At 69.7% G+C, this 20840-nt stretch carries 13 protein-coding genes and 1 tRNA gene; 10 read left to right on the forward strand and 4 right to left on the reverse strand.

All coding sequences use genetic code 11. From position 1 onward, the window contains the following. Positions 1-277 precede the first annotated feature (277 nt). A tRNA-Thr gene (locus tag ACFYY1_RS36725) sits at positions 278-350 on the forward strand. Positions 351-422: 72 nt separating this feature from the next. On the opposite strand, the gene ACFYY1_RS36730 is transcribed toward ACFYY1_RS36725, so the two are convergent. After that, positions 423-1181 carry a 2-phosphosulfolactate phosphatase gene (locus ACFYY1_RS36730; RefSeq protein WP_388593425.1) on the reverse strand — a complete coding sequence of 253 codons (759 nt, stop codon included), beginning with the start codon at positions 1179-1181 and terminating at the stop codon, positions 423-425. 66 nt (positions 1182-1247) lie between these two features. Further along, positions 1248-3893: a SpoIIE family protein phosphatase gene (locus ACFYY1_RS36735; protein WP_388593428.1), complete on the reverse strand. Its 2646-nt coding sequence runs from the start codon at positions 3891-3893 to the stop codon at positions 1248-1250. A gap of 400 nt (positions 3894-4293) precedes the next feature. Here ACFYY1_RS36735 and ACFYY1_RS36740 point away from each other — a divergent pair, with 400 nt between their 5' ends. From ACFYY1_RS36740 to ACFYY1_RS36780, 9 genes are all read left to right on the forward strand, one after another. Then, a complete protein-coding gene (locus ACFYY1_RS36740; protein WP_388593430.1) occupies positions 4294-9723 on the forward strand; it encodes a HAMP domain-containing protein in 5430 nt (1809 codons plus the stop codon). A 244-nt stretch (positions 9724-9967) separates the two neighbouring features. After that, the gene (locus ACFYY1_RS36745) at positions 9968-10642 is read left to right on the forward strand and encodes a two-component system response regulator (protein ID WP_388593432.1); all 675 of its coding nucleotides are present in this window, start codon (positions 9968-9970) and stop codon (positions 10640-10642) included. A 276-nt stretch (positions 10643-10918) separates the two neighbouring features. After that, positions 10919-13699: a DNA translocase FtsK gene (locus ACFYY1_RS36750; RefSeq protein WP_388593435.1), complete on the forward strand. Its 2781-nt coding sequence runs from the start codon at positions 10919-10921 to the stop codon at positions 13697-13699. 205 nt (positions 13700-13904) lie between these two features. Beyond that, a complete protein-coding gene (locus tag ACFYY1_RS36755; protein ID WP_388593437.1) occupies positions 13905-14705 on the forward strand; it encodes a helix-turn-helix domain-containing protein in 801 nt (266 codons plus the stop codon). Between the two features lie 146 nt (positions 14706-14851). Next, positions 14852-16327, forward strand: a complete 1476-nt coding sequence (rimO, locus tag ACFYY1_RS36760) for a 30S ribosomal protein S12 methylthiotransferase RimO (RefSeq protein ID WP_388593439.1) — start codon at positions 14852-14854, stop codon at positions 16325-16327. Then, positions 16324-17037 carry a CDP-diacylglycerol--glycerol-3-phosphate 3-phosphatidyltransferase gene (pgsA, locus tag ACFYY1_RS36765; protein WP_388593442.1) on the forward strand — a complete coding sequence of 238 codons (714 nt, stop codon included), beginning with the start codon at positions 16324-16326 and terminating at the stop codon, positions 17035-17037. Before rimO ends, pgsA begins: the two co-directional genes overlap by 4 nt. Next, positions 17034-17543, forward strand: a complete 510-nt coding sequence (locus ACFYY1_RS36770; RefSeq protein WP_388593444.1) for a CinA family protein — start codon at positions 17034-17036, stop codon at positions 17541-17543. The genes pgsA and ACFYY1_RS36770 overlap by 4 nt, the downstream gene beginning before the upstream one ends. Positions 17544-17652: 109 nt before the next feature. Continuing rightward, on the forward strand, positions 17653-18036 hold the full coding sequence (locus ACFYY1_RS36775; RefSeq protein ID WP_018105285.1) for a helix-turn-helix domain-containing protein: 384 nt from the start codon (positions 17653-17655) through the stop codon (positions 18034-18036). A gap of 261 nt (positions 18037-18297) precedes the next feature. Continuing rightward, complete coding sequence (locus ACFYY1_RS36780; RefSeq protein WP_388593447.1) at positions 18298-18489, forward strand: CsbD family protein; 192 nt, start codon at positions 18298-18300, stop codon at positions 18487-18489. A 690-nt stretch (positions 18490-19179) separates the two neighbouring features. Here the strand turns inward: ACFYY1_RS36780 and ACFYY1_RS36785 are convergent. After that, positions 19180-19944, reverse strand: a complete 765-nt coding sequence (locus tag ACFYY1_RS36785) for an SDR family NAD(P)-dependent oxidoreductase (RefSeq protein WP_388593449.1) — start codon at positions 19942-19944, stop codon at positions 19180-19182. 50 nt (positions 19945-19994) lie between these two features. Then, entirely contained in the window at positions 19995-20816 is an 822-nt protein-coding gene (locus ACFYY1_RS36790) for a DNA-formamidopyrimidine glycosylase family protein (protein ID WP_388593451.1), read from the reverse strand. Positions 20817-20840: the final 24 nt, after the last annotated feature.

Here is a 20840-nt window from a genome sequence, read left to right on the forward strand (position 1 = left end):
GGGACCCTGTGGGAGAGTAGGACGCCGCCGAACTCCTTTTACGGGAAAGCCCCGTGTCCTTGTGGACACGGGGCTTTTCTGCGTTCTACGGCCTTCTCGATGGCGGGCGCGCGCGGTCGGCCCGGCTTCCGTCCCGTCAGTTCCTGCCATCGCCGCGGGAGTGCGGGTGGGAGTGCGGTACGGGGTGCGGTGAGAGCCCGTCAGAGTGGTCTGCGACCAGTGGTTTTGAGCATCCCCGAGTTCGGGGTATGCTTTATCTCGTTGCACAGCGCAGCACGCCCCAATAGCTCAGTCGGTAGAGCGTCTCCATGGTAAGGAGAAGGTCTGCGGTTCGATTCCGCATTGGGGCTCCGAAGAACAGGAAAGGCCCTCGCCAGTTGGCGGGGGCCTTTCCTGTTGGTGCGTAAGCTGAGGGCTGTCCCTCAGCCGGCTGCCGTGAACGCCCCGTCGGTGAGGACCGGTACGACATCGGAGACGTCCAACTCCGTTGCGATACGTACGTCGTCGGGGAAGCCCCCTGAGATGAGCTCCTGCCCGGATGCGCCGGCGGTCACCGCGGCAATGACATCCGGCACCGCTTCGAAGCACGCGGCCGCTGTGGCCGCCTCGGGCGACAGGGGCCCGCCGCGCTGCTTCCTGAGCGCCGAGAGAACGGCTCCGGCGCCGAGCAGGTCCTCCAGCGCGGGGCGCAGGCTGCCGTCCGGCCATCGCTCGCCCGAGGCGATCACGGCAACCGGGCGGGCGAGTGTTCCGTAGCCGTGGCGGGCGAGCCAACGGCCCACCGCCGTCGCATTGCGCAGGCAGCCCGCAACGACCACCGACCCACCGGCCGCGGCGGAGATCACCGAGCCGTTGGGGGAAGGCAGGACCAGACGTGGGGTGAAAGGCGCTTCTCTCAGCGCAGCCGGCGACAACGACCAAGGGGATGCCGAGGTGGCCATGCGTCGCCCGACGGCCAGTTGCGCGCCCATACGTTCGGCGAAGGCCGATGCCGACGCGTCACGCCAGGCATACGGGAGGACCCGGGTACCGGACTCCACGGCCACCGTCACCGAGGTGGTGAACGACAGCACGTCGATCACCACCAGACACGCGACCGCCGACGAGAGCCGTTCGGCACCCGTGGGCCCCCAGTCGAACCGTGCCCCACTGCTTGCTTGCAGATACCAGTCGTCATCCATGGCAGATGAGAATGGCAGGTGCTCGGCCGCAGGCCGCCAGGGCGTCGGCGTACTACGGGACAGCCCTTAGGCAGTGGGGGGCTCCGGGACGCGCATGGCGAGGATGGCCATGTCGTCCGAGGCCGGCTCGGCGGCGAAGCGTTCCACGGCTCGCAGGATGCGAGCCGCCACCGCTCCCGCGGTGAGGCCGGTGCAGGTCGCCAGGACGTCCGCCAGACCGTCGTCGCCGAGCATCCTGGTGCCCTCCCGGCGTTCCGTGACGCCGTCGGTGACGCACAGCAGGACATCGCCCGGGGCGAGGGTGACCGTCTGCTCGTACAGTTCGAGGTCCTCGATGACGCCCAGCAGGGGCTGGGGCTCGGCCGCTGCTTCGACCGATCCGTCCTGACGCAGGCGCAGCGGCAGCGGGTGCCCCGCGCAGACCACCTTCAGGAGGGCGCTGCCGTCCTCCTGGGGCCACAGCTCGCCGTACAGGAGGGTGAGGAAGCGGCTGCGGGCGCCCTCGTCCAGGATGGCTGCGTTGAGCCGCTCCAGAACGGCGGGGCCGCCGAAGCCCTCGCGGGCGAGGAGGCGCAGGGCGTGGCGGGCGAGGCCCGTGACCGCGGCGGCCTCCGGGCCCGTACCGCATACGTCGCCGATGGCGAAGCCGTAGGCGCCGTCGCGGATCGGGAAGACGTCGTAGAAGTCGCCGCCGACCTCGTTGCCCTCGCCGGCCGCGCGGTAGATGACCTCGATCTCGACGTTGGGTACCTCGGGCAGCCCCGGAGGCAGGAGGCTGCGCTGCAAGGACTGGCTGATCGCCATGCGCTCCGAGTAGAGGCGCGCGTTGTCGAGGGCCAGGGCGGCGCGGCGGGAGAGGTCCTCGGCCAGCTCCAGGATCTCCTGGCGGAAGTGGTCGTCGGAGGGCTTCCCGAGCGTGAGCATGCCGATGACGCGGTTCCGGGCCACGAGCGGCAGGACCACCGTCTCCCCACCCACGGCGGCCGCGGTGGCGAGGGTCGTACGGATGCCGGGGCCGAGTCTGCCCGGTTCGCCGAGCCGGCCGGTCTCGCCGAGGCCGAGCGTCCGCATCGAGCTGCGCAGGGCCGCCTGGTGGGCGGCCTCGGAGGGGGCGGCCCAGACCCGGGCGCCGGGGGTGGGTACCGGGTCCGGCGGTGCGATCTTGGAGAGCAGCGCCTTGAGGCCGTCGATGCGCTCCTCGTCCTCGTGCAGGACGTACGAGAGGTACGGCTCGGAGGACTGGTCGGCGATCGTGTACACGGCGCACCAGGTGGCCAGGGTCGGGACCGTCATCTGGGCCATCAGAGCCAGGGTCTGGTCCCGGTCGAGCGTGCCGGCGAGCAGGTCGGAGGCCTCGACGAGGAAGGAGAGAGAACCGCGGCGGAGGCGTTCCAGCTCGCCCAGGCGGGCCGATTCGACCGCGAGCGCGATCCGGTCCGCGGCGAACTGAAGGCGCAGGGCCTCCTCGTTCGAGTAGCGCCCGGCCGCTTCGGCGGCGACACCCAGGGAACCCGTGAGCCGCCCTTCGACCTTCAGCGGGACGGTGACGACGGAACGCATCCCGGTGCCGCCCAGCAGCGGGACGGCGCCCGGGACGTTGTCGAGGTCCTCGTGGACGGCGGGCATCCGGGCGGATCCGTACCGTCCGGTTCCGGCCTCCACCGGGACGCGGGCGAAGCGCTGGCGGGCGGAGGGCAGGCCGGTGGTGGCCCGTACCTCCAGTTCCGTCTCGTCGTCCGTCGCCAGCAGCAGGAACGCCGCGTCGGCGTCGAGCATGTCGCGGGCCCGCTCGACCGTGCGCTGGAGCAGGCCGTCGAGGTCGTCGGGGGCGGGGGAGCCGATGAAGATCTCGAACGGGTCGGTCTTGCCGCTCTCGCTGCTGGTGTCGGAGACCGGTGTGCGGGCCGGCGACTGGAGCACCGCGCGTTCGTAGTCGCGGACGAGGAGGCAGACGGTCGAGGGCTCGCCGTGGGTGTCGCGGACCCGCAGATGGGAGGCGTAGACGGGGATGGTCCGGCCGTCGGCGCCGCGGATTCCGTAGCTGCCCTCCCAGCGCGAGAGCTGGAGCGCGTCGACGATGCCGGTGTTGGTGCCGGGGGTCTGGGGCCAGGCGGTGATGTCGGTGAGCTGCTTCCCAGTGACCTGATCCGTGGTGTGGCCGAAGAGGAACGAGGCGTCCTCGTTCCAGGCCGCGATGGAGCCGGTTCCGTCGATCTGGACGACCGCCACCCTGACGCGTTCGTCGGCGACGGGAAGCAGCCCCACGGGGAGCAGCGGGCCCGCCGAGCGGATGCCCACCGGGCGTTCGGGAAGATCGAGCTGGAACCAGACATGTTTGCGGGTGGGTGAGTACTCGACGCCCCACCGGGTGGCGAGCGCCGCGCAGAGCAGCAGTCCGCGGCCGTTCTCGCGGTCCGGGCTGCCGAAGTCCGGGCCCGCGCTCTGGAGCGGGACCTCGCGTTCCGGGTAGTGGTCGGAGACCTCGATCCGTACGCCGTCCTCCGTGCGCAGGCACAGGACGTCGGCGGCGGTGCCCGCGTGGACCACGGCGTTGGTCACCAGCTCGCTGGTCAGGACGACCGCGTCGTCGACGACGTCCGTGTAGCCCCACCCCTGGAGGGTGTCGCGGACGAAGGCGCGGGCGGTCGCGACGGAGCGCCCGACCGGGTCGAAGGTGGCGGCCGCGCGCGCGGTGATCACAGAACTCCCCATGTGGTGTCTCGTCGCTTCCCCGAGTCCTGTGCCCGTTTCTCGCCGCTTCGATTCGCCTGCCAGGCTAGACGCTCGGTCTGCGTGCCGGGTACACGAGGGGCGACTTCGGACAGGAGCGACCAGGAACCGACCTGTGACCGGACAAGTGTGGCCTTCTCGATGGAGGGATGTGGGACAACCATGGGACGTGGCACCCCGGCTGCGCCCGGCCTGGTACGTTTCAACGATTTGACGTCCCCATGGTCACCCGTCGACGGTGGGCTGTGGCGGTGAGCCAAGAAGAACTGGGCAAGCTCCCAGATAAGGCCCGAGCGATACGGTCAACCCCTGCGGGAGGGACACGGTGGAGTCTGGCGTGGCGGCGCGGGGCGGAAGCACGCGCACAAAAGGCGGACAGTCCGTGAAGAAACAGCGCAATGGAACCATCGACGTCGACGCGGCGGCGCTCAACAGACTGCTGGCGGGCCTCGTGGCGATGCGCGACGGGAACTTCCGCAGGCGTCTGACCGTCTCGGGTGACGATGTGATGGCGGAGATCGCCGCGGTCTTCAACGAGGTCGCCGACCGCAATCTGCATCTCACCGGTGAGCTGGCCCGGGTGCGGCGGGTGGTCGGACGCGAGGGGAAGCTCACCGAGCGGCTGGAGACGGGCGCCTGCGAGGGCTCCTGGGCAGCCGCGATCGACGCCTCCAACGAACTGGTCGACGATCTGGCCCGCCCCGTCTCGGAGGTCGGGCGGGTGCTGTCGGCGGTGGCCGACGGTGATCTCGAACAGCGGATGGAACTGCGTTCGCACACGTCCGACGAGACGGTACGGCCGCTGCGCGGCGAGTTCCTGAAGGTCGCCCGTACGGTCAACAGCCTCGTCGACCAGCTGTCGGCGTTCACCGAGCAGGTGACGCGGGTCGCGGTCGAGGTGGGTACCGAGGGCAAGCTGGGCGGGCAGGCCCAGGTGCGCGGGATGTCCGGGTCCTGGAAGGACCTCACGGACTCCGTGAACACCATGGCGTACCGGCTGACCGCGCAGGTGCGCGACATCGCCCTGGTGACGACGGCGGTCGCCAAGGGGGATCTGTCGCGGAAGGTCACCGTCCATGTGGCCGGTGAGATGCTCCAGCTGAAGAACACCGTCAACACGATGGTCGACCAGCTGTCGTCGTTCTCCTCCGAGGTGACCAGGGTCGCCCGTGAGGTGGGCACGGAGGGCGAACTCGGCGGTCAGGCGACCGTGCCGGGTGTGGCGGGTGTGTGGAAGGACCTCACCGACTCCGTCAACACGATGGCCGGGAACCTCACCTCCCAGGTGCGCGGGATCGCCGAGGTGACGACGGCGGTCGCCAACGGCGACCTGTCCCAGAAGGTCACGGTGAGCGCGCGCGGCGAGGTCGCGCAACTGGCCGAGACCATCAACCAGATGACCGACACGCTGCGCCTCTTCGCGGACGAAGTGACCCGGGTGGCCAGCGAGGTCGGTGGCGAGGGTCTGCTCGGCGGTCAGGCGAAGGTGCCGGGGGCTGCGGGGACGTGGAAGGACCTCACCGACTCGGTGAACACGGTCTTCCGGAACCTGACGACCCAGGTGCGGGACATCGCGCAGGTGACCAAGGCGGTGGCCAACGGTGACATGACGCAGAAGGTCACCGTGGACGTGGCCGGCGAGATGCTGGAGCTGAAGAACACCGTCAACACGATGGTGGACCAGCTCCAGGCCTTCGGTTCGGAAGTGACCCGGGTGGCCCGGGAGGTCGGTGTGGAGGGCCGCCTCGGCGGTCAGGCCGAGGTGCCGGGGGCTGCGGGGACGTGGAAGGACCTCACCGACTCGGTGAACGCGGCGTTCCGCAACCTCACCGGGCAGGTGCGGGACATCGCTCAGGTGACGACCGCGGTGGCCAACGGCGACCTGACGCAGAAGGTCACCGTGGATGTCGCGGGCGAGATGCTGGAGTTGAAGAACACCGTCAACACGATGGTGGCGCAGCTCTCGAACTTCGCCGACCAGGTGACGCGGATGGCGCGGGACGTGGGCACGGAGGGCCGCCTCGGCGGCCAGGCCCGGGTGGACGGCGTCTCCGGTACCTGGAAGGAGCTCACCGACTCCGTCAACTTCATGGCCGGGAACCTGACTTCGCAGGTCCGCCAGATCGCCCAGGTGACCACGGCGGTGGCGCGCGGTGACCTGTCGCAGAAGATCGACGTGGATGCCCGGGGCGAGATCCTGGAGCTGAAGAACACCATCAACACGATGGTCGACCAGCTCTCCGCCTTCGCGGATCAGGTGACCAGGGTCGCCCGCGAGGTCGGCACCGACGGACGGCTCGGCGGTCAGGCGCAGGTGCCGGGCGTGGCTGGTGTGTGGCGTGATCTGACCGACTCGGTGAACGGCATGGCGGGCAACCTCACCGCTCAGGTCCGTAACATCGCGCAGGTCGCCACGGCGGTGGCGCGCGGTGACCTGTCGCAGAAGATCGACGTGGACGCGCGGGGCGAGATCCTGGAGCTGAAGAACACCATCAACACGATGGTCGACCAGCTCTCGAACTTCGCCGAGCAGGTGACCAGGGTCGCCCGCGAGGTGGGTACGGAGGGCATCCTCGGCGGCCAGGCCGAGGTGCAGGGGGTGTCCGGTACGTGGAAGGACCTCACCCAGTCCGTCAACGGCATGGCGAACAACCTGACCCTGCAGGTCCGCAACATCGCCGAGGTCACCACCGCAGTCGCCAACGGCGATCTCTCCAAGAAGATCACCGTCGACGCCAAGGGCGAGATCCTCGAACTGGTCACGACCGTCAACACCATGGTCGACCAGCTGCTCAACTTCGCCGACGAGGTGACGCGGGTGGCCCGCGAGGTGGGCACCGAGGGCATCCTCGGCGGCCAGGCCCGGGTGCCGGGCGCCACCGGCATCTGGAAGGACCTCAGCGACAACGTCAACCTGATGGCCAACAACCTGACGAGTCAGGTGCGGAACATCTCCCGGGTCTCCTCGGCGGTCGCCAACGGCGACCTGAGGAAGAAGGTCACCGTCGAGGCGCGCGGCGAGGTCGCCGAGCTCGCGGACACCGTCAACACGATGGTGACGACGCTGTCCTCGTTCGCCGACGAGGTGACGCGGGTCGCCCGCGAGGTGGGCACGGAGGGCGAACTCGGCGGCCAGGCACGGGTGCCGGGCGTCTCGGGGACGTGGAAGGACCTCACCGAGTCGGTGAACTCGATGGCGTCCAACCTGACCGGTCAGGTGCGCCAGATCGCGGCGGTCACCACCGCCATCGCCAAGGGCGACCTCACCAAGAAGATCGACATCGACGCGCGCGGTGAGATCCAGCAGCTGAAGAACACGATCAACACGATGGTCGACCAGCTGTCCTCGTTCGCCGAGCAGGTGACCCGGGTGGCCCGGGAGGTGGGTACCGAGGGGCAGCTGGGCGGTCAGGCCCGGGTCCGGGACGTCGACGGCACCTGGCGCGACCTCACCGAGTCGGTGAACGAGATGGCCGGCAACCTCACCCGTCAGGTGCGGGCCATCGCGGCCGTCGCCACCGCGGTGACCCGCGGCGATCTGAATCTGAAGATCGACGTGGACGCGGCCGGCGAGATCCAGGCCCTGCAGGACAACATCAACACGATGATCGCCAACCTGCGCGACACCACGGCGACCAACAAGGAACAGGACTGGCTCAAGGGCAACCTCGCCCGGATCTCCGGTCTGATGCAGGGGCGTCGCGATCTGGACGACGTGGCCTCGCTGATCATGAGCGAGCTGACCCCGGTCGTCTCCGCGCAGCACGGTGCGTTCTTCCTGGCCATGCCGACCGGGGACACCGCCGCGGTGGGCTCGGACAGCGACAAGGACAACTCGTACGAACTCTGCATGAGGGGCAGCTACGGCTACTCGGCCGGTTCGATGCCGACGTCCTTCCGGCCGGGCGAGACGCTCATCGGCACGGCGGCCGAGGAGAAGCGGACCATCCAGGTGGACAACGTTCCGCCGGGCTATCTGAAGATCTCCTCCGGGCTGGGCGAGGCACCTCCCGCGCATGTGATCGTGCTTCCGGTGCTTTTCGAGGGGAAGGTCCTCGGCGTGATCGAACTGGCGTCGTTCCAGCCGTTCACCCACATCCAGCGGGACTTCCTCAACCAGCTCGCCGAAATGATCGCGACGAGCGTCAACACCATCAGCGTCAATACGAAGACCGAGAAGCTGCTCGAACAGTCGCAGGAGCTGGCCGAGCAATTGCGGGACCGTTCACAGGAGTTGGAGAACCGGCAGAAGGCGTTGCAGGCCTCCAACGCGGAACTGGAGGAGAAGGCCGAACTGCTGGCCCAGCAGAACCGCGACATCGAGGTCAAGAACACCGAGATCGAAGAGGCCCGGCAGGTCCTGGAGGAACGCGCCGAGCAGCTCGCGGTCTCGATGCGTTACAAGTCCGAATTCCTGGCGAACATGTCGCACGAGCTGCGTACACCGCTCAACTCGCTGCTCATTCTGGCCAAGCTGCTCGCGGACAATGCCGAGGGCAATCTCTCGCCGAAGCAGGTGGAATTCGCCGAGACGATCCACGGGGCCGGATCCGATCTGCTCCAGCTGATCAATGACATTCTCGATCTGACGAAGGTCGAGGCGGGCAAGATGGACGTCAGCCCGACCCGGATCGCACTGGTTCAGCTGGTGGACTACGTGGAGGCGACGTTCCGCCCGCTCACCGCGGAGAAGGGGCTCGACTTCTCCGTACGGGTTTCGCCGGAACTGCCCGCGACCCTGCACACGGACGAGCAGCGGCTCCTGCAGGTGCTGCGCAATCTCCTCTCCAACGCGGTGAAGTTCACCGACAGCGGGGCGGTCGAGCTGGTGATCCGGCACGCCAACCAGGACGTGCCGAACGCCATCCGGGAGCAGCTCCTGGAGGCCGGCTCGCTGCGTGACGCGGACGCCGACCTGATCGCGTTCTCGGTCACCGACACCGGTATCGGGATCGCCGCCAGCAAGATGCTGGTGATCTTCGAGGCGTTCAAGCAGGCGGACGGTACGACCAGTCGCAAGTACGGCGGCACGGGACTCGGGCTGTCCATCAGCCGGGAGATCGCCCGGCTGCTGGGCGGGGAGATCCACGCGGCCAGTGAGCCGGGCCGTGGCTCGACCTTCACGCTGTATCTGCCGCTGCACCCGAGCGAGTTGCCGCCGCAGGGGTACCCGCAGATCGGGCCCGGTCCCATCGAGGGGCACGGTGCGGCGGTCGAGGAAGGGCTGCTGCCGGAGGCCGGTCCGGGGGCCGGGCCGGCGGCCGAGGCACCGGATCCGGGCGGCGCGGCCGGTTTGATGCGGCGTCGCCGCAAGAGCCTGGGGGGCACGGAGCGGCGGCTCGCGCTGCCGCCCCGGAGCGCCGCGCCGGCCGCTCCGCAGGAGCCGTGGACGCTCGCCGGGCAGGAGGAACCCGAGGTCCGCAGGACGTTCCGGTTCCGTGGTGAGAAGGTACTCATCGTCGACGACGACATCCGTAACGTCTTCGCGCTCACCAGCGTGCTGGAGCAGCACGGGCTGTCGGTGCTGTACGCGGAGAACGGACGTGTCGGCATCGAAGTCCTGGAACAGCACGATGATGTGACGGTCGTACTGATGGACATCATGATGCCGGAGATGGACGGCTATGCCACGACGGCGGCGATCCGGCGGATGCCGCAGTTCGCCGGGCTGCCGATCGTCGCGTTGACCGCGAAGGCGATGAAGGGCGACCGGGAGAAGGCGATCGAATCCGGCGCTTCCGACTATGTCACCAAGCCTGTCGATCCTGATCATCTCCTTTCCGTAATGGAGCAGTGGATGCGCGGAGAGTGATCATTGAACGAGGGAATCCGGACGAGTTGTTGATCGACTGTGCTCGGAGGGGTGTGAGAGGGCGGTATACGGGGAACCTTCTCGTCCCCCACCGCGTTTCTGCTGTGTGCACAGTGACATCGCGGTGACAGGGTGTGGCGACGGGCGGGGTGCGGCTACCATGACCGGCACAAGGACGGACGGCGTAAGGGAGTCGTCCCCTGGGGCGGCGCCCGGTGCAATTCCGGGGCGAGGAGGACGGGCCATGGTGCAGAAGGCCAAGATCCTCCTGGTCGATGACCGGCCGGAGAATCTGCTGGCGCTGGAGGCCATCCTCTCTGCGCTCGATCAGACACTGGTGCGGGCATCGTCAGGGGAGGAAGCGCTCAAAGCGCTGCTCACGGATGACTTCGCGGTCATTCTGCTGGACGTCCAGATGCCGGGCATGGACGGTTTCGAAACCGCCGCGCACATCAAGCGGCGGGAACGGACCCGGGACATCCCGATCATTTTTCTCACCGCGATCAACCACGGCCCGCATCACACCTTCAGGGGGTACGCGGCGGGCGCGGTGGACTACATCTCGAAGCCCTTCGACCCATGGGTGCTCCGCGCCAAGGTCTCGGTCTTCGTCGAGCTGTACATGAAGAACTGCAAGCTGCGCGAGCAGGCGGCGCTGCTGCGGCTCCAGCTCGAAGGCGATGCGGGCGGCGCGGACCACGAGAAGGAGCCCGCCGGGCTGCTCGCCGAGCTCTCGGCGCGGCTGGCAGCCGTCGAGGAGCAGGCGGAGGCGCTCTCCAAGCAGCTCGACGACGAGTCGGCGGACGCCGCGGCGGTGGCCACCGCCGCCCATCTGGAGCGCAAGCTGACCGGGCTGCGCCGGGCGCTCGACGCCCTGGAGCCCGGCACCGGCACCGGCCCGGCCACCCTTACCTCGTAACGCCTCGTCCGCCGCTGCCTCGTGATGCCGAAACCGCCGCGCCCCGAGCCGGGGGAGGGCCGGGTTCGCGGCGGTCCGGCGGCGTGACTTCGGTCCGGGGGCGGGCGGTTGTCCGGGCGTAGGCCCAACTGACCCTTCCGGGCCACCGGTCGGTGCGCGGAATCGGGGCGTCCAGCAGTGAGGCCGCGTCAGTTCGCGGCCCCCGTACAGCGACACGGTCGGGTGAAGCAGCAGTCGCACGTGTTCACAGGCGCCGACAACGGTAACCTCGGCACCATGGCCTCACGTACGTCCGGCAAGGGTTCCCAGGGCACGGCGGGCACCGCGAAGCGCGTCGGCGGCACCGCGGGGCCGGCCAGGAAAGCCGCGCCGAAAGCCGCGCCCGCGAAGAAGACCGCCGCCAAGAAGAGCGCGCCCGCCAAGAAGGCACCCGCCAAGAAGGCGGCGGCGAAGAAGGCGGCCCCGCCCAAGCCCGCCCCGTCGCCCACCGGTGGTGTGTACCGCCTGGCGCGCGCCGTCTGGCTCGGCGCGGCCCACACCGTCGGAGCCGCCTTCCGCGGCATAGGGCGCGGCGCCAAGGGACTCGACCCCGCACACCGCAAGGACGGCGTCGCGCTGCTGCTGCTCGGCCTCGCGCTGGTCGTCGCCGCAGGCACCTGGTCGAATCTGCGCGGGCCCGTCGGCGACCTCGTGGAGATGCTCGTCACCGGGGCCTTCGGCCGGCTCGATCTGCTCGTACCGATACTGCTCGGCGCCATCGCCGTACGGCTGATCCGCTACCCGGAGAAGCCCGAGGCCAACGGCCGCATCGTCATCGGGCTCTCCGCCCTCGTCATCGGGGTGCTCGGACAGGTCCACATCGCCTGTGGGTCGCCCGGCCGCGAGGACGGCACCACGGCGATGCAGAACGCGGGCGGGCTCATCGGCTGGGCCGCCTCCAAGCCGCTGATCTACACGATGGGCGAGGTCCTCGCCGTACCGCTGCTCTTGCTGCTCACCGTCTTCGGGCTGCTGGTCGTCACCGCCACCCCGGTGAACGCCATTCCGCAGCGGCTCCGGCTGCTCGGCACCAAGCTGGGCCTCCTCCACCCGGAGTACGACCCCGAGGCGGACGAGGAGAACGACGACGAGCGCTACGAGGAGCAGTGGCGCGAGCAGCTTCCCGCCCGCTCCCGCCGCTCCCCGGCACGCCGCTCCGAAGCCCCCGCCGAGTACGACCCCGAGCAGGCCGAGGCGGAAGCGCTCTCCACGCGCCGCCGGCCGCGCAGGCCCTCCGTGCAGCCCGCGCTGAACCGCACCATGGACGCGGTGGACGTGGCGGCCGCCGCGGCCGCGGCCCTCGACGGGGCGGTGCTCAACGGCATGCCGCCCTCGCCGATCGTCGCCGACCTCACCCAGGGCGTCTCCGTCGAGCGCGAACGCCAGGGCACACCGGTGCCGGGCGCCAGGGAGGGCGAACCCTCCTCCGGAGGAGGGAAGCCGCCGGCTCCCACGGGCGGCGTACCCGATCTGACGAAGCCGGTGCCCGACTCGCAGTCCCAGCCGCTGCCGGCCCGCGCCGAACAGCTCCAGCTCTCCGGCGACATCACCTATTCGCTGCCCTCGCTCGACCTGCTGGAGCGCGGCGGCCCCGGCAAGACCCGCAGCGCCGCCAACGACGCGATCGTCGCCGCGCTGACCAACGTCTTCACCGAGTTCAAGGTCGACGCCGCCGTCACCGGCTTCACCCGCGGGCCGACGGTCACGCGGTACGAGGTGGAGCTCGGCCCGGCGGTGAAGGTCGAGCGGATCACCGCGCTCGCCAAGAACATCGCCTATGCCGTCGCCAGCCCCGACGTCCGGATCATCTCCCCGATCCCGGGCAAGTCGGCGGTCGGCATCGAGATCCCCAACACCGACCGGGAGATGGTCAACCTCGGCGACGTACTGCGCCTCGCGGACGCCGCCGAGGACGACCACCCGATGCTGGTCGCGCTCGGCAAGGACGTCGAGGGCGGCTATGTGATGGCCAACCTGGCGAAGATGCCGCACGTGCTGGTGGCCGGTGCGACCGGCTCCGGCAAGTCGTCGTGCATCAACTGTCTGATCACCTCGGTCATGGTGCGGGCGACCCCGGACGACGTCCGCATGGTGCTGGTCGACCCCAAGCGCGTCGAGCTGACGGCGTACGAGGGCATCCCGCACCTGATCACGCCGATCATCACCAACCCGAAGCGTGCCGCCGAGGCGCTTCAGTGGGTCGTGCGGGAGATGGACCTGCGCTACGACGACCTCGCGGCGTTCGGCTACCGGCACATCGACGACTTCAACCAGGCCGTCCGCAACGGCAAGGTCAAGCCGCCGGAGGGCAGTGAGCGCGAGCTCTCGCCCTACCCGTATCTGCTGGTGATCGTCGACGAGCTCGCCGACCTGATGATGGTCGCTCCGCGCGACGTGGAGGACGCCATCGTCCGGATCACCCAGCTGGCCCGCGCCGCCGGTATCCACCTGGTGCTCGCGACCCAGCGGCCCTCGGTCGACGTCGTCACCGGTCTGATCAAGGCGAACGTGCCTTCCCGGCTCGCCTTCGCGACTTCGTCGCTGGCCGACAGCCGGGTCATCCTCGACCAGCCTGGAGCCGAGAAGCTCATCGGAAAGGGTGACGGTCTGTTCCTGCCGATGGGTGCGAACAAGCCGACCCGCATGCAGGGCGCCTTCGTCACCGAGGACGAGGTCGCAGCCGTCGTCCAGCACTGCAAGGACCAGATGGCGCCGGTCTTCCGCGAGGACGTGGTGGTCGGTGGCGCGAAGAAGAAGGAGATCGACGAGGACATCGGCGACGACCTGGACCTGCTCTGCCAGGCCGCCGAACTGGTCGTCTCCACGCAGTTCGGGTCCACCTCGATGCTGCAGCGCAAGCTGCGGGTCGGCTTCGCGAAGGCGGGCCGGCTGATGGACCTGATGGAGTCGAGGAACATCGTCGGACCCAGCGAGGGGTCGAAGGCGCGCGATGTCATGGTGAAGCCCGACGAGCTGGACGGGGTGTTGGCCCTGATCCGCGGGGAAACCGGTTCGTAAGGGTGTTACGGGCAACCGTTTCGTCGGGTCGTACGTCAACTTGGAGGGAGGGGCGGCAGAATTGTCCTTCCCGGGGCGGTCCGGAAAATCGGACAGTGATTCGAGTCCGATGGAGGACAAAGTCCTTCCTCCCGGTTGCCCCACCCTTTCGTACCCCCCCTAGACTGAACACCCAGCAGGTGGCTCACGCTCGAAAGGCGCCCCCGTGTCCATCGGCAACTCCCCCGAAGACGACCGGCCTTCGATCGGTCGAGTGCTCCAGCAGGCTCGTATCGCCGCAGGCCTCACGGTCGAAGAGGTCAGCTCGTCCACCCGGGTGCGCATCCCCATCGTGCACGCGATCGAGGAGGACGACTTCTCCCGCTGTGGCGGCGACGTGTACGCGCGCGGCCATATCCGTACGCTCGCGCGTGCCGTCGAACTCGATCCGGAACCGCTGGTTTCGCAGTACGACGCGGAACACGGCGGCCGTCCCGCACCCACTCCCGCGGCGCCGCTGTTCGAGGCCGAGAGGATCCGTTCCGAACCTCGTCGGCCCAACTGGACGGCGGCCATGGTCGCGGCGATCGTCGCTGTCGTCGGTTTCGTCGGCTTCACCTTCCTCAAGGGCGGCGACGACAGTCCCGCGGCCACCCAGGTCGCGGAGGGTCCCGCACCCCACAAGAAGACCTCCGCACCGAAGACCGACAAGCCCGTCGACCCCAAGCCGGCGCCTTCGGACAGCGCCATCGCCGCGGCCCCCAGGGACAAGGTGACCGTCCGGCTCAACGCCAACCAGGGCAAGAGCTGGATCTCCGCCAAGGACCACAACGGGCGGCTGCTCTTCGACGGTCTGCTGCTCCAGGGCCAGACCAAGACCTTCCAGGACGAGGAACGGGTCGACCTCGTCCTCGGTGACGCGGGCTCGATCGAGCTCTTCGTCAACGGCAAGAAGGTCGAGGACCAGTTCCAGCCCGGCCAGGTCGAGCGTCTCTCGTACACCAAGGGCGACCCGGCGGTCGGCTGACCCCGGTACGCACAGTTCCTCAGGCGGCATCGACGACACGGCGAGCGCCCGGCAACCAGGCCGGGCGCTCGCCGCATTTGTTACTCGGTGTAACGGTGGAACCCTGCGCGGCAGGGCGAGTGCACGGACAAAGTAGTCTTGAGCCCATGCCCGAACGCCGTACCGTCGCCCTTGTCACTCTTGGCTGCGCCCGTAACGAGGTGGACTCGGAGGAGCTCGCAGGCCGCTTGGCAGCGGACGGCTGGGAGCTCGTCCAGGACGCCTCCGACGCGGATGTCGCCGTAGTCAACACCTGTGGATTCGTCGAAGCCGCCAAGAAGGACTCCGTCGATGCCCTGCTCGAAGCCAATGATCTGAAGGACCACGGCAGGACCCAGGCCGTGGTCGCCGTCGGCTGCATGGCCGAGCGCTACGGCAAGGACCTCGCCGAGGCCCTGCCCGAGGCGGACGGCGTCCTCGGCTTCGACGACTACGCCGACATCTCCGACCGCCTCCAGACCATCCTCAACGGCGGCATCCACGCCTCGCACACCCCGCGCGACCGCCGCAAGCTGCTGCCGATCAGCCCGGCCGAGCGGCAGGACGCGGCCGTGGCCCTGCCCGGTCACGCCCAGGAGGCCGCACCGGCCCCCGCCCCCGAGGACCTCCCCGACGGCGTCGCCCCGGTCTCCGGGCCGCGGGCGCCCCTGCGCCGACGGCTGGGCACCAGCCCCGTCGCCTCGGTGAAGCTCGCCTCCGGCTGCGACCGCCGCTGCTCCTTCTGCGCCATTCCGTCCTTCCGCGGTTCCTTCATCTCGCGGCGCCCCTCGGACGTGCTGCAGGAGACCCGCTGGCTGGCCGAGCAGGGTGTCAAGGAGGTCATGCTCGTCTCCGAGAACAACACCTCGTACGGCAAGGACCTCGGCGACATCCGGCTGCTGGAGACGCTGCTGCCGGAGCTCGCGGACGTCGAGGGCATCGAGCGGATCCGGGTCAGCTACCTCCAGCCGGCCGAGATGCGGCCCGGCCTGATCGACGTGCTGACCTCGACGCCGAAGGTCGCGCCCTACTTCGATCTGTCCTTCCAGCACTCGGCCCCCGGTGTGCTGCGGGCGATGCGCCGTTTCGGCGACACCGACCGGTTCCTGGAGCTGCTGGACACCATCCGGAGCAAGGCGCCGCAGGCCGGTGCCCGCTCCAACTTCATCGTGGGCTTCCCGGGCGAGACCGAGGCCGACCTGGCGGAGCTGGAACGCTTCCTCACCGGTGCCCGGCTCGACGCCATCGGCGTCTTCGGCTACTCCGACGAAGAAGGCACCGAGGCCGTCGGCTACGAGAACAAGCTGGACGCCGACGTCATCGCCGAGCGGCTCGCGCACATCTCGCAGCTGGCCGAGGAGCTGACCTCGCAGCGTGCCGAGGAGCGCCTGGGCGAGTCGCTCCAGGTGCTGGTCGAGTCCGTGGACGACGAGGACGGTGCGGTGGGCCGCGCGGCGCACCAGGCACCCGAAACGGACGGCCAGGTGCTCTTCACGACACGCGACGGCCTCGTACCCGGCCTTATGGTCGAGGCAAAGGTCGTGGGCACCGAAGGAGTGGATCTGGTGGCCGAGTGTTCCGGATTCGTGGAGGCGGCCAGATGACGGGAGCCCCGGCATCCGCGGCAGGCGGCTCCGGCGCGAAGCCGGTCCGCGGCGGCAAGCTGGGCACTGCGGCCGTCAATCAGGCCAGCCTGTGGAACATCGCCAATCTGCTCACCATGCTGCGGCTGGTGCTGGTGCCCGGCTTCGTGCTGCTGCTGCTGCACAACGGCGGGTACGACCCGGTCTGGCGTTCGTTCGCCTGGGCGGCCTTCGCCATCGCCATGATCACCGACCTGTTCGACGGTCATCTGGCGCGCACGTACAACCTGGTCACCGACTTCGGGAAGATCGCGGACCCGATCGCGGACAAGGCGATCATGGGCGCCGCGCTGGTCTGTCTCTCGTACCTCGGCGATCTGCCCTGGTGGGTCACGGGCGTGATCCTCTTCCGCGAGCTCGGCATCACGCTGATGCGCTTCTGGGTGATACGGCATGCGGTGATTCCGGCCAGCCGTGGCGGGAAGATGAAGACCCTGGCGCAGGGGACGGCTGTCGGGATGTACGTCCTGGCGCTCACCGGTCCACTGGCCACCCTGCGCTTCTGGGTGATGGCGGTGGCCGTCGTACTGACGGTGGTCACCGGGCTCGACTACGTGCGCCAGGCCGTGGTGCTGCGCAGCAAGGGGCTCGCCGCCGAGCGGGCCGCCGCGGCGGCCGGGCCGGTCCAGGAGGTTGCGGGAAGCCGTGATTCGGCGGAGGCCGAGCGGTGACTGCCGCGGCCAGGGTGCTGGAGCTGCTCGTGGAGCGTGGTGAGACCCTTGCCGTCGCGGAGTCGCTGACCGGCGGTCTGGTCGCGGCGGAGCTCACCTCGGTACCGGGAGCCTCGCGCTCCTTCCGGGGGTCCGTGACGGCGTACGCGACGCCCCTGAAGCGGGACGTCCTGGGGGTGGACGGGGTCCTGCTGACGGAGCGCGGTGCGGTCGACCCGGAGGTGGCGCGGCAGATGGCAGCCGGTGTGCGCCGCGTCCTCGGGGCGGACTGGGGCATGGCCACCACGGGGGTCGCGGGCCCCGAGCCGCAGGACGGCAAGGCCGTGGGGACGGTCTATGTCGCGGTGGCCGGGCCGGGAGGCGTGCAGAATATGGCCGAGCTGAGGTTGAACGGCGGACGGGCGGACATCCGTAAGGAGAGCGTACGGAGCGTGCTCGACTTGCTCTCCGCCGAACTCGGCAAGAATGCAAGGGCACAGGATACGGAACAGAACGGGGGGAATTGATGTTTGCAGCCCTGAGTGAACACGACATCGCTCCCCGCACGGCCGCGGCGCGAGGCGGTACGGTGGGGCGTGAAGGATGCGGCTACGCGGTCCGAGGAGGGAGCCACCGATGATTCTGCTCCGTCGCCTGCTTGGTGACGTGCTGCGTCGGCAGCGCCAGCGCCAAGGCCGTACTCTGCGCGAAGTCTCCTCGTCCGCCCGAGTCTCGCTCGGCTATCTCTCCGAGGTGGAGCGGGGGCAGAAGGAGGCATCCTCCGAACTGCTCTCCGCCATTTGCGACGCGCTTGACGTACGGATGTCCGAGCTCATGCGTGAAGTGAGCGATGAGCTGTCGCTGGCCGAACTGGCCGAGTCGGCAGCAGCCAGCGATCCGGTGCCTGTGCCGGTCCGGCCCATGCTCAACTCCGTCTCCGTGACGTCGGTGGCAGGTGTGCCGACGGGGCGGGTGACCATCAAGGCGCCCGCGGAAGCGGTGGATGTCGTCGCCGCCTGACCCTTGCGGTCCGGTGTGGAGCGGTGTGTGTGGCGGAGCCCCGGTTGTCCCCCTGGAGGGGGCGACCGGGGCTTCTGCGTGTTCGGGGGCTTGGGACGGCCTTGGGGTGACCTCGGGGTGTGCTCAGGTCGTGTGGATGGCTCGGGGCGTGCCCGGGTGGGCGGCTCAGGCGGCTCTCAAATGACCGATTTGTTTCGTTTGTGTCATCGTGGGTGGAGCCGAACGGCCAGAGAGATCATCCCCGTACCCGAAGGAGTCGCAATGGTTGACGAAGGCGCCAAGGACAAGATGAAGGGCAAGGCGAAGGAAGCCATGGGCAAGATGACCGGCGACCGTCGCAAGGAGGCCGAAGGCAAGATGGACCAGGCCAAGGGCCGGGCCAAGGACGCCATGAGCGACGCCGAGAAGCGCGCGAAGGGCATGAAGGACTCGCTGGGCCGCGACGAGCACTGACCGCTTCCGCCGAGCCCCCACTCGAAACAGTGGGGGCTCAGTGGTGCCGAGGCCCCCTCGTTCTGGATGCGGTCCGGACGCTGCCGGGCGAGACTGCGAGGAGCGGGCCGCCGACCGGTGGGATCCGGTGCGGTGGGGTCGCCCGCAGAGTGTCGGGTCGTGCGCAGTACCGCGGGGTCGTGCGCAGTGCGTCGGGGCCGTGCGCTCCGGTTCACTGCCGGAGCGTGTCCAGCCGCGGCGGGCCCGATCCGGCGCAGCACGCCCTGGAGTTCTGGGCAAGAGCGTGCAACGGTCTGCGGCTGTACGCCGCGCGCTGGTGATGCGCCGATGCGCTCTCCCGCCGGGTGAGTGCGCCGCACTAGGTTCGGCCGGAGGAGGCAGCCATGGTACGGCGATGGGTGCCGGCGCTCGTTCTCGGCGGGGTGTGGTGGTGGGCCGTGCTGCGGCTCGCGCTGGAACCGGCCCATGCGGGACTTGTCGAGGGTGCGGTGGCGGCGGGTGGATGGGGTCTGAGTCTGCTGCCCGTGCATGCGGCCGCGACCGCTGGATCGGCGGGTGCGGGTCGAAGGGGCGTGGCGGCGGACGGCGGGGGCGCAGAAGCGGGTGCTGCCCGGTGGACGGCCCTCGGGGGGCGGTGGGCGGGCCGTTGGCTCGCCGCCGGGGTGCGGGGTGCGGAGCGGGTCCGACGGGTCACCAGGGCATGGCTACGCCGCCGTTCGGGCGGAGGATCTGGCCGGTCATGAAGGCCGACGCGTCGGAAGCGAGATGGAGCACGGTGTGCGCGACGTCCTCCGGTTCGCCCACCCGTCCCAGCGGGGAGATCCGGGCCATCGTCGTCTCCACCTGTTGCTGCCGGTCCGCGTCGTGGCGGGCGGTCATGGGCGTACGGATCCACCCCGGGGCGACGGCGTTGACGCGGATCGCGTGCGGCCCCAGTTCGGTCGCCAGTGTCTTCGTGAGCTGGACGACCGCCGCCTTGGCCGCGCTGTAGCAGAGCAGTCCCGGGCCCGAGGAGTCGACCGCTCCGGAGGCCATGGTGATCAGTGAGCCGGGGGCGCCGCGCGCGATCAGGCCGCGGGCCACCTCCTGGCAGGCGTACAGCACACCCTTGAAATTGACCGCGAGGACGCGGTCGAGGTCCTCGTCCGAGGTCTCCAGGACGCTGCTCGAATGCATGATCCCGGCGACGGCCGCCAGGATGTCCAGGTTGCCCGCTGCGGCCACCGCGGCCCCGACCTGACTGCGGTCGGTGACATCGAGGACCTGGGTGTGGGATGTGCCACCCGCTTCGGTGATCAGGTCCCGGGTTTCCAGCAGGCCCTTCTCGTCGAGATCCGCGCAGTGCACCGTGGCGCCCGCGGCCGCGAGCAGGACGGCGCAGGCCCGGCCGATGCCGCCTGCCGCGCCGGTGATGAACGCGGATCGGCCCGTGAGGTCGTACGCGGTGAGAGGCATGACCGGACGGTACGACCGGAACTGACGGAGCGTCAACTGTCGTGTGTGCCTCAGCTGGTGGGGCCCGACTGGCAGTGCGGACACCAGTAGGCGGGGCGGGCGTCCTGGTCCGCGGTGCGGATGGGGGTGCCGCAGCGCAGACAGGGGCGGTCGGTCCTGCCGTAGACCCAGAGCCTTTCCTTTGGGCCGGGGCCGAGGCCGGGGCCGGGGGTGCGTGGGGTGCGCGCGGTCGTGGTCGTGCGCATCGGGCGGTCGCGATTGGCTTCGAGGAGCTGCTTGGCCGTGGTGACGAGGCGGGCGGCGGTGGGGGCGGGGAGGTCGCCGACGGCGAGCCAGGGGGTGGCGCGGGCCAGGAAGCAGAGCTCGGCCTTGTAGATGTTGCCGATTCCGGCCAGGTTGCGCTGGTCCAGCAGGGCTTCGCCGAGCGGGCGGCCGGGGTCGGCGAGCAGATTGCGCAGGGCCGTCTCGGGGTCCCAGTCCGGGCCCAGCAGATCGGGGCCGAGGTGGCCGACCGCCTTCGCCTCGTCCCGGGTGCGGAGCAGTTCGAGGACGGGCAGCCGGTAGCCGACCGCGGTGTGCTCCGTGTTGGCGAGGATCGCGCGGATCTGGTGGGCGGGGCCACCGCGCCAGTGTTCGCCCGGGGCGTAGACGCGCCAGGCGCCGTCCATCCGGAGATGGCTGTGCAGGGTGAGGCCGCCTTCGAGGCGGGTGAGGAGATGCTTGCCGCGCGAGATGACGTCCAGGACCGTCCGGCCGGTGAGGTCGGCGGTGGCGAATCGGGGGACGCGCAGGTCGGAGCGGGTGAGGATCCGGCCGGCGAGTGCGGTGTGCAGACGCTTGGCGGTCTGCAGGACGGTGTCTCCTTCGGGCATACCTCCATGATGCGGGGCGGGGAG

The organism is Streptomyces sp. NPDC001890, from assembly GCF_042891445.1.
GTDB lineage: Bacteria > Actinomycetota > Actinomycetes > Streptomycetales > Streptomycetaceae > Streptomyces.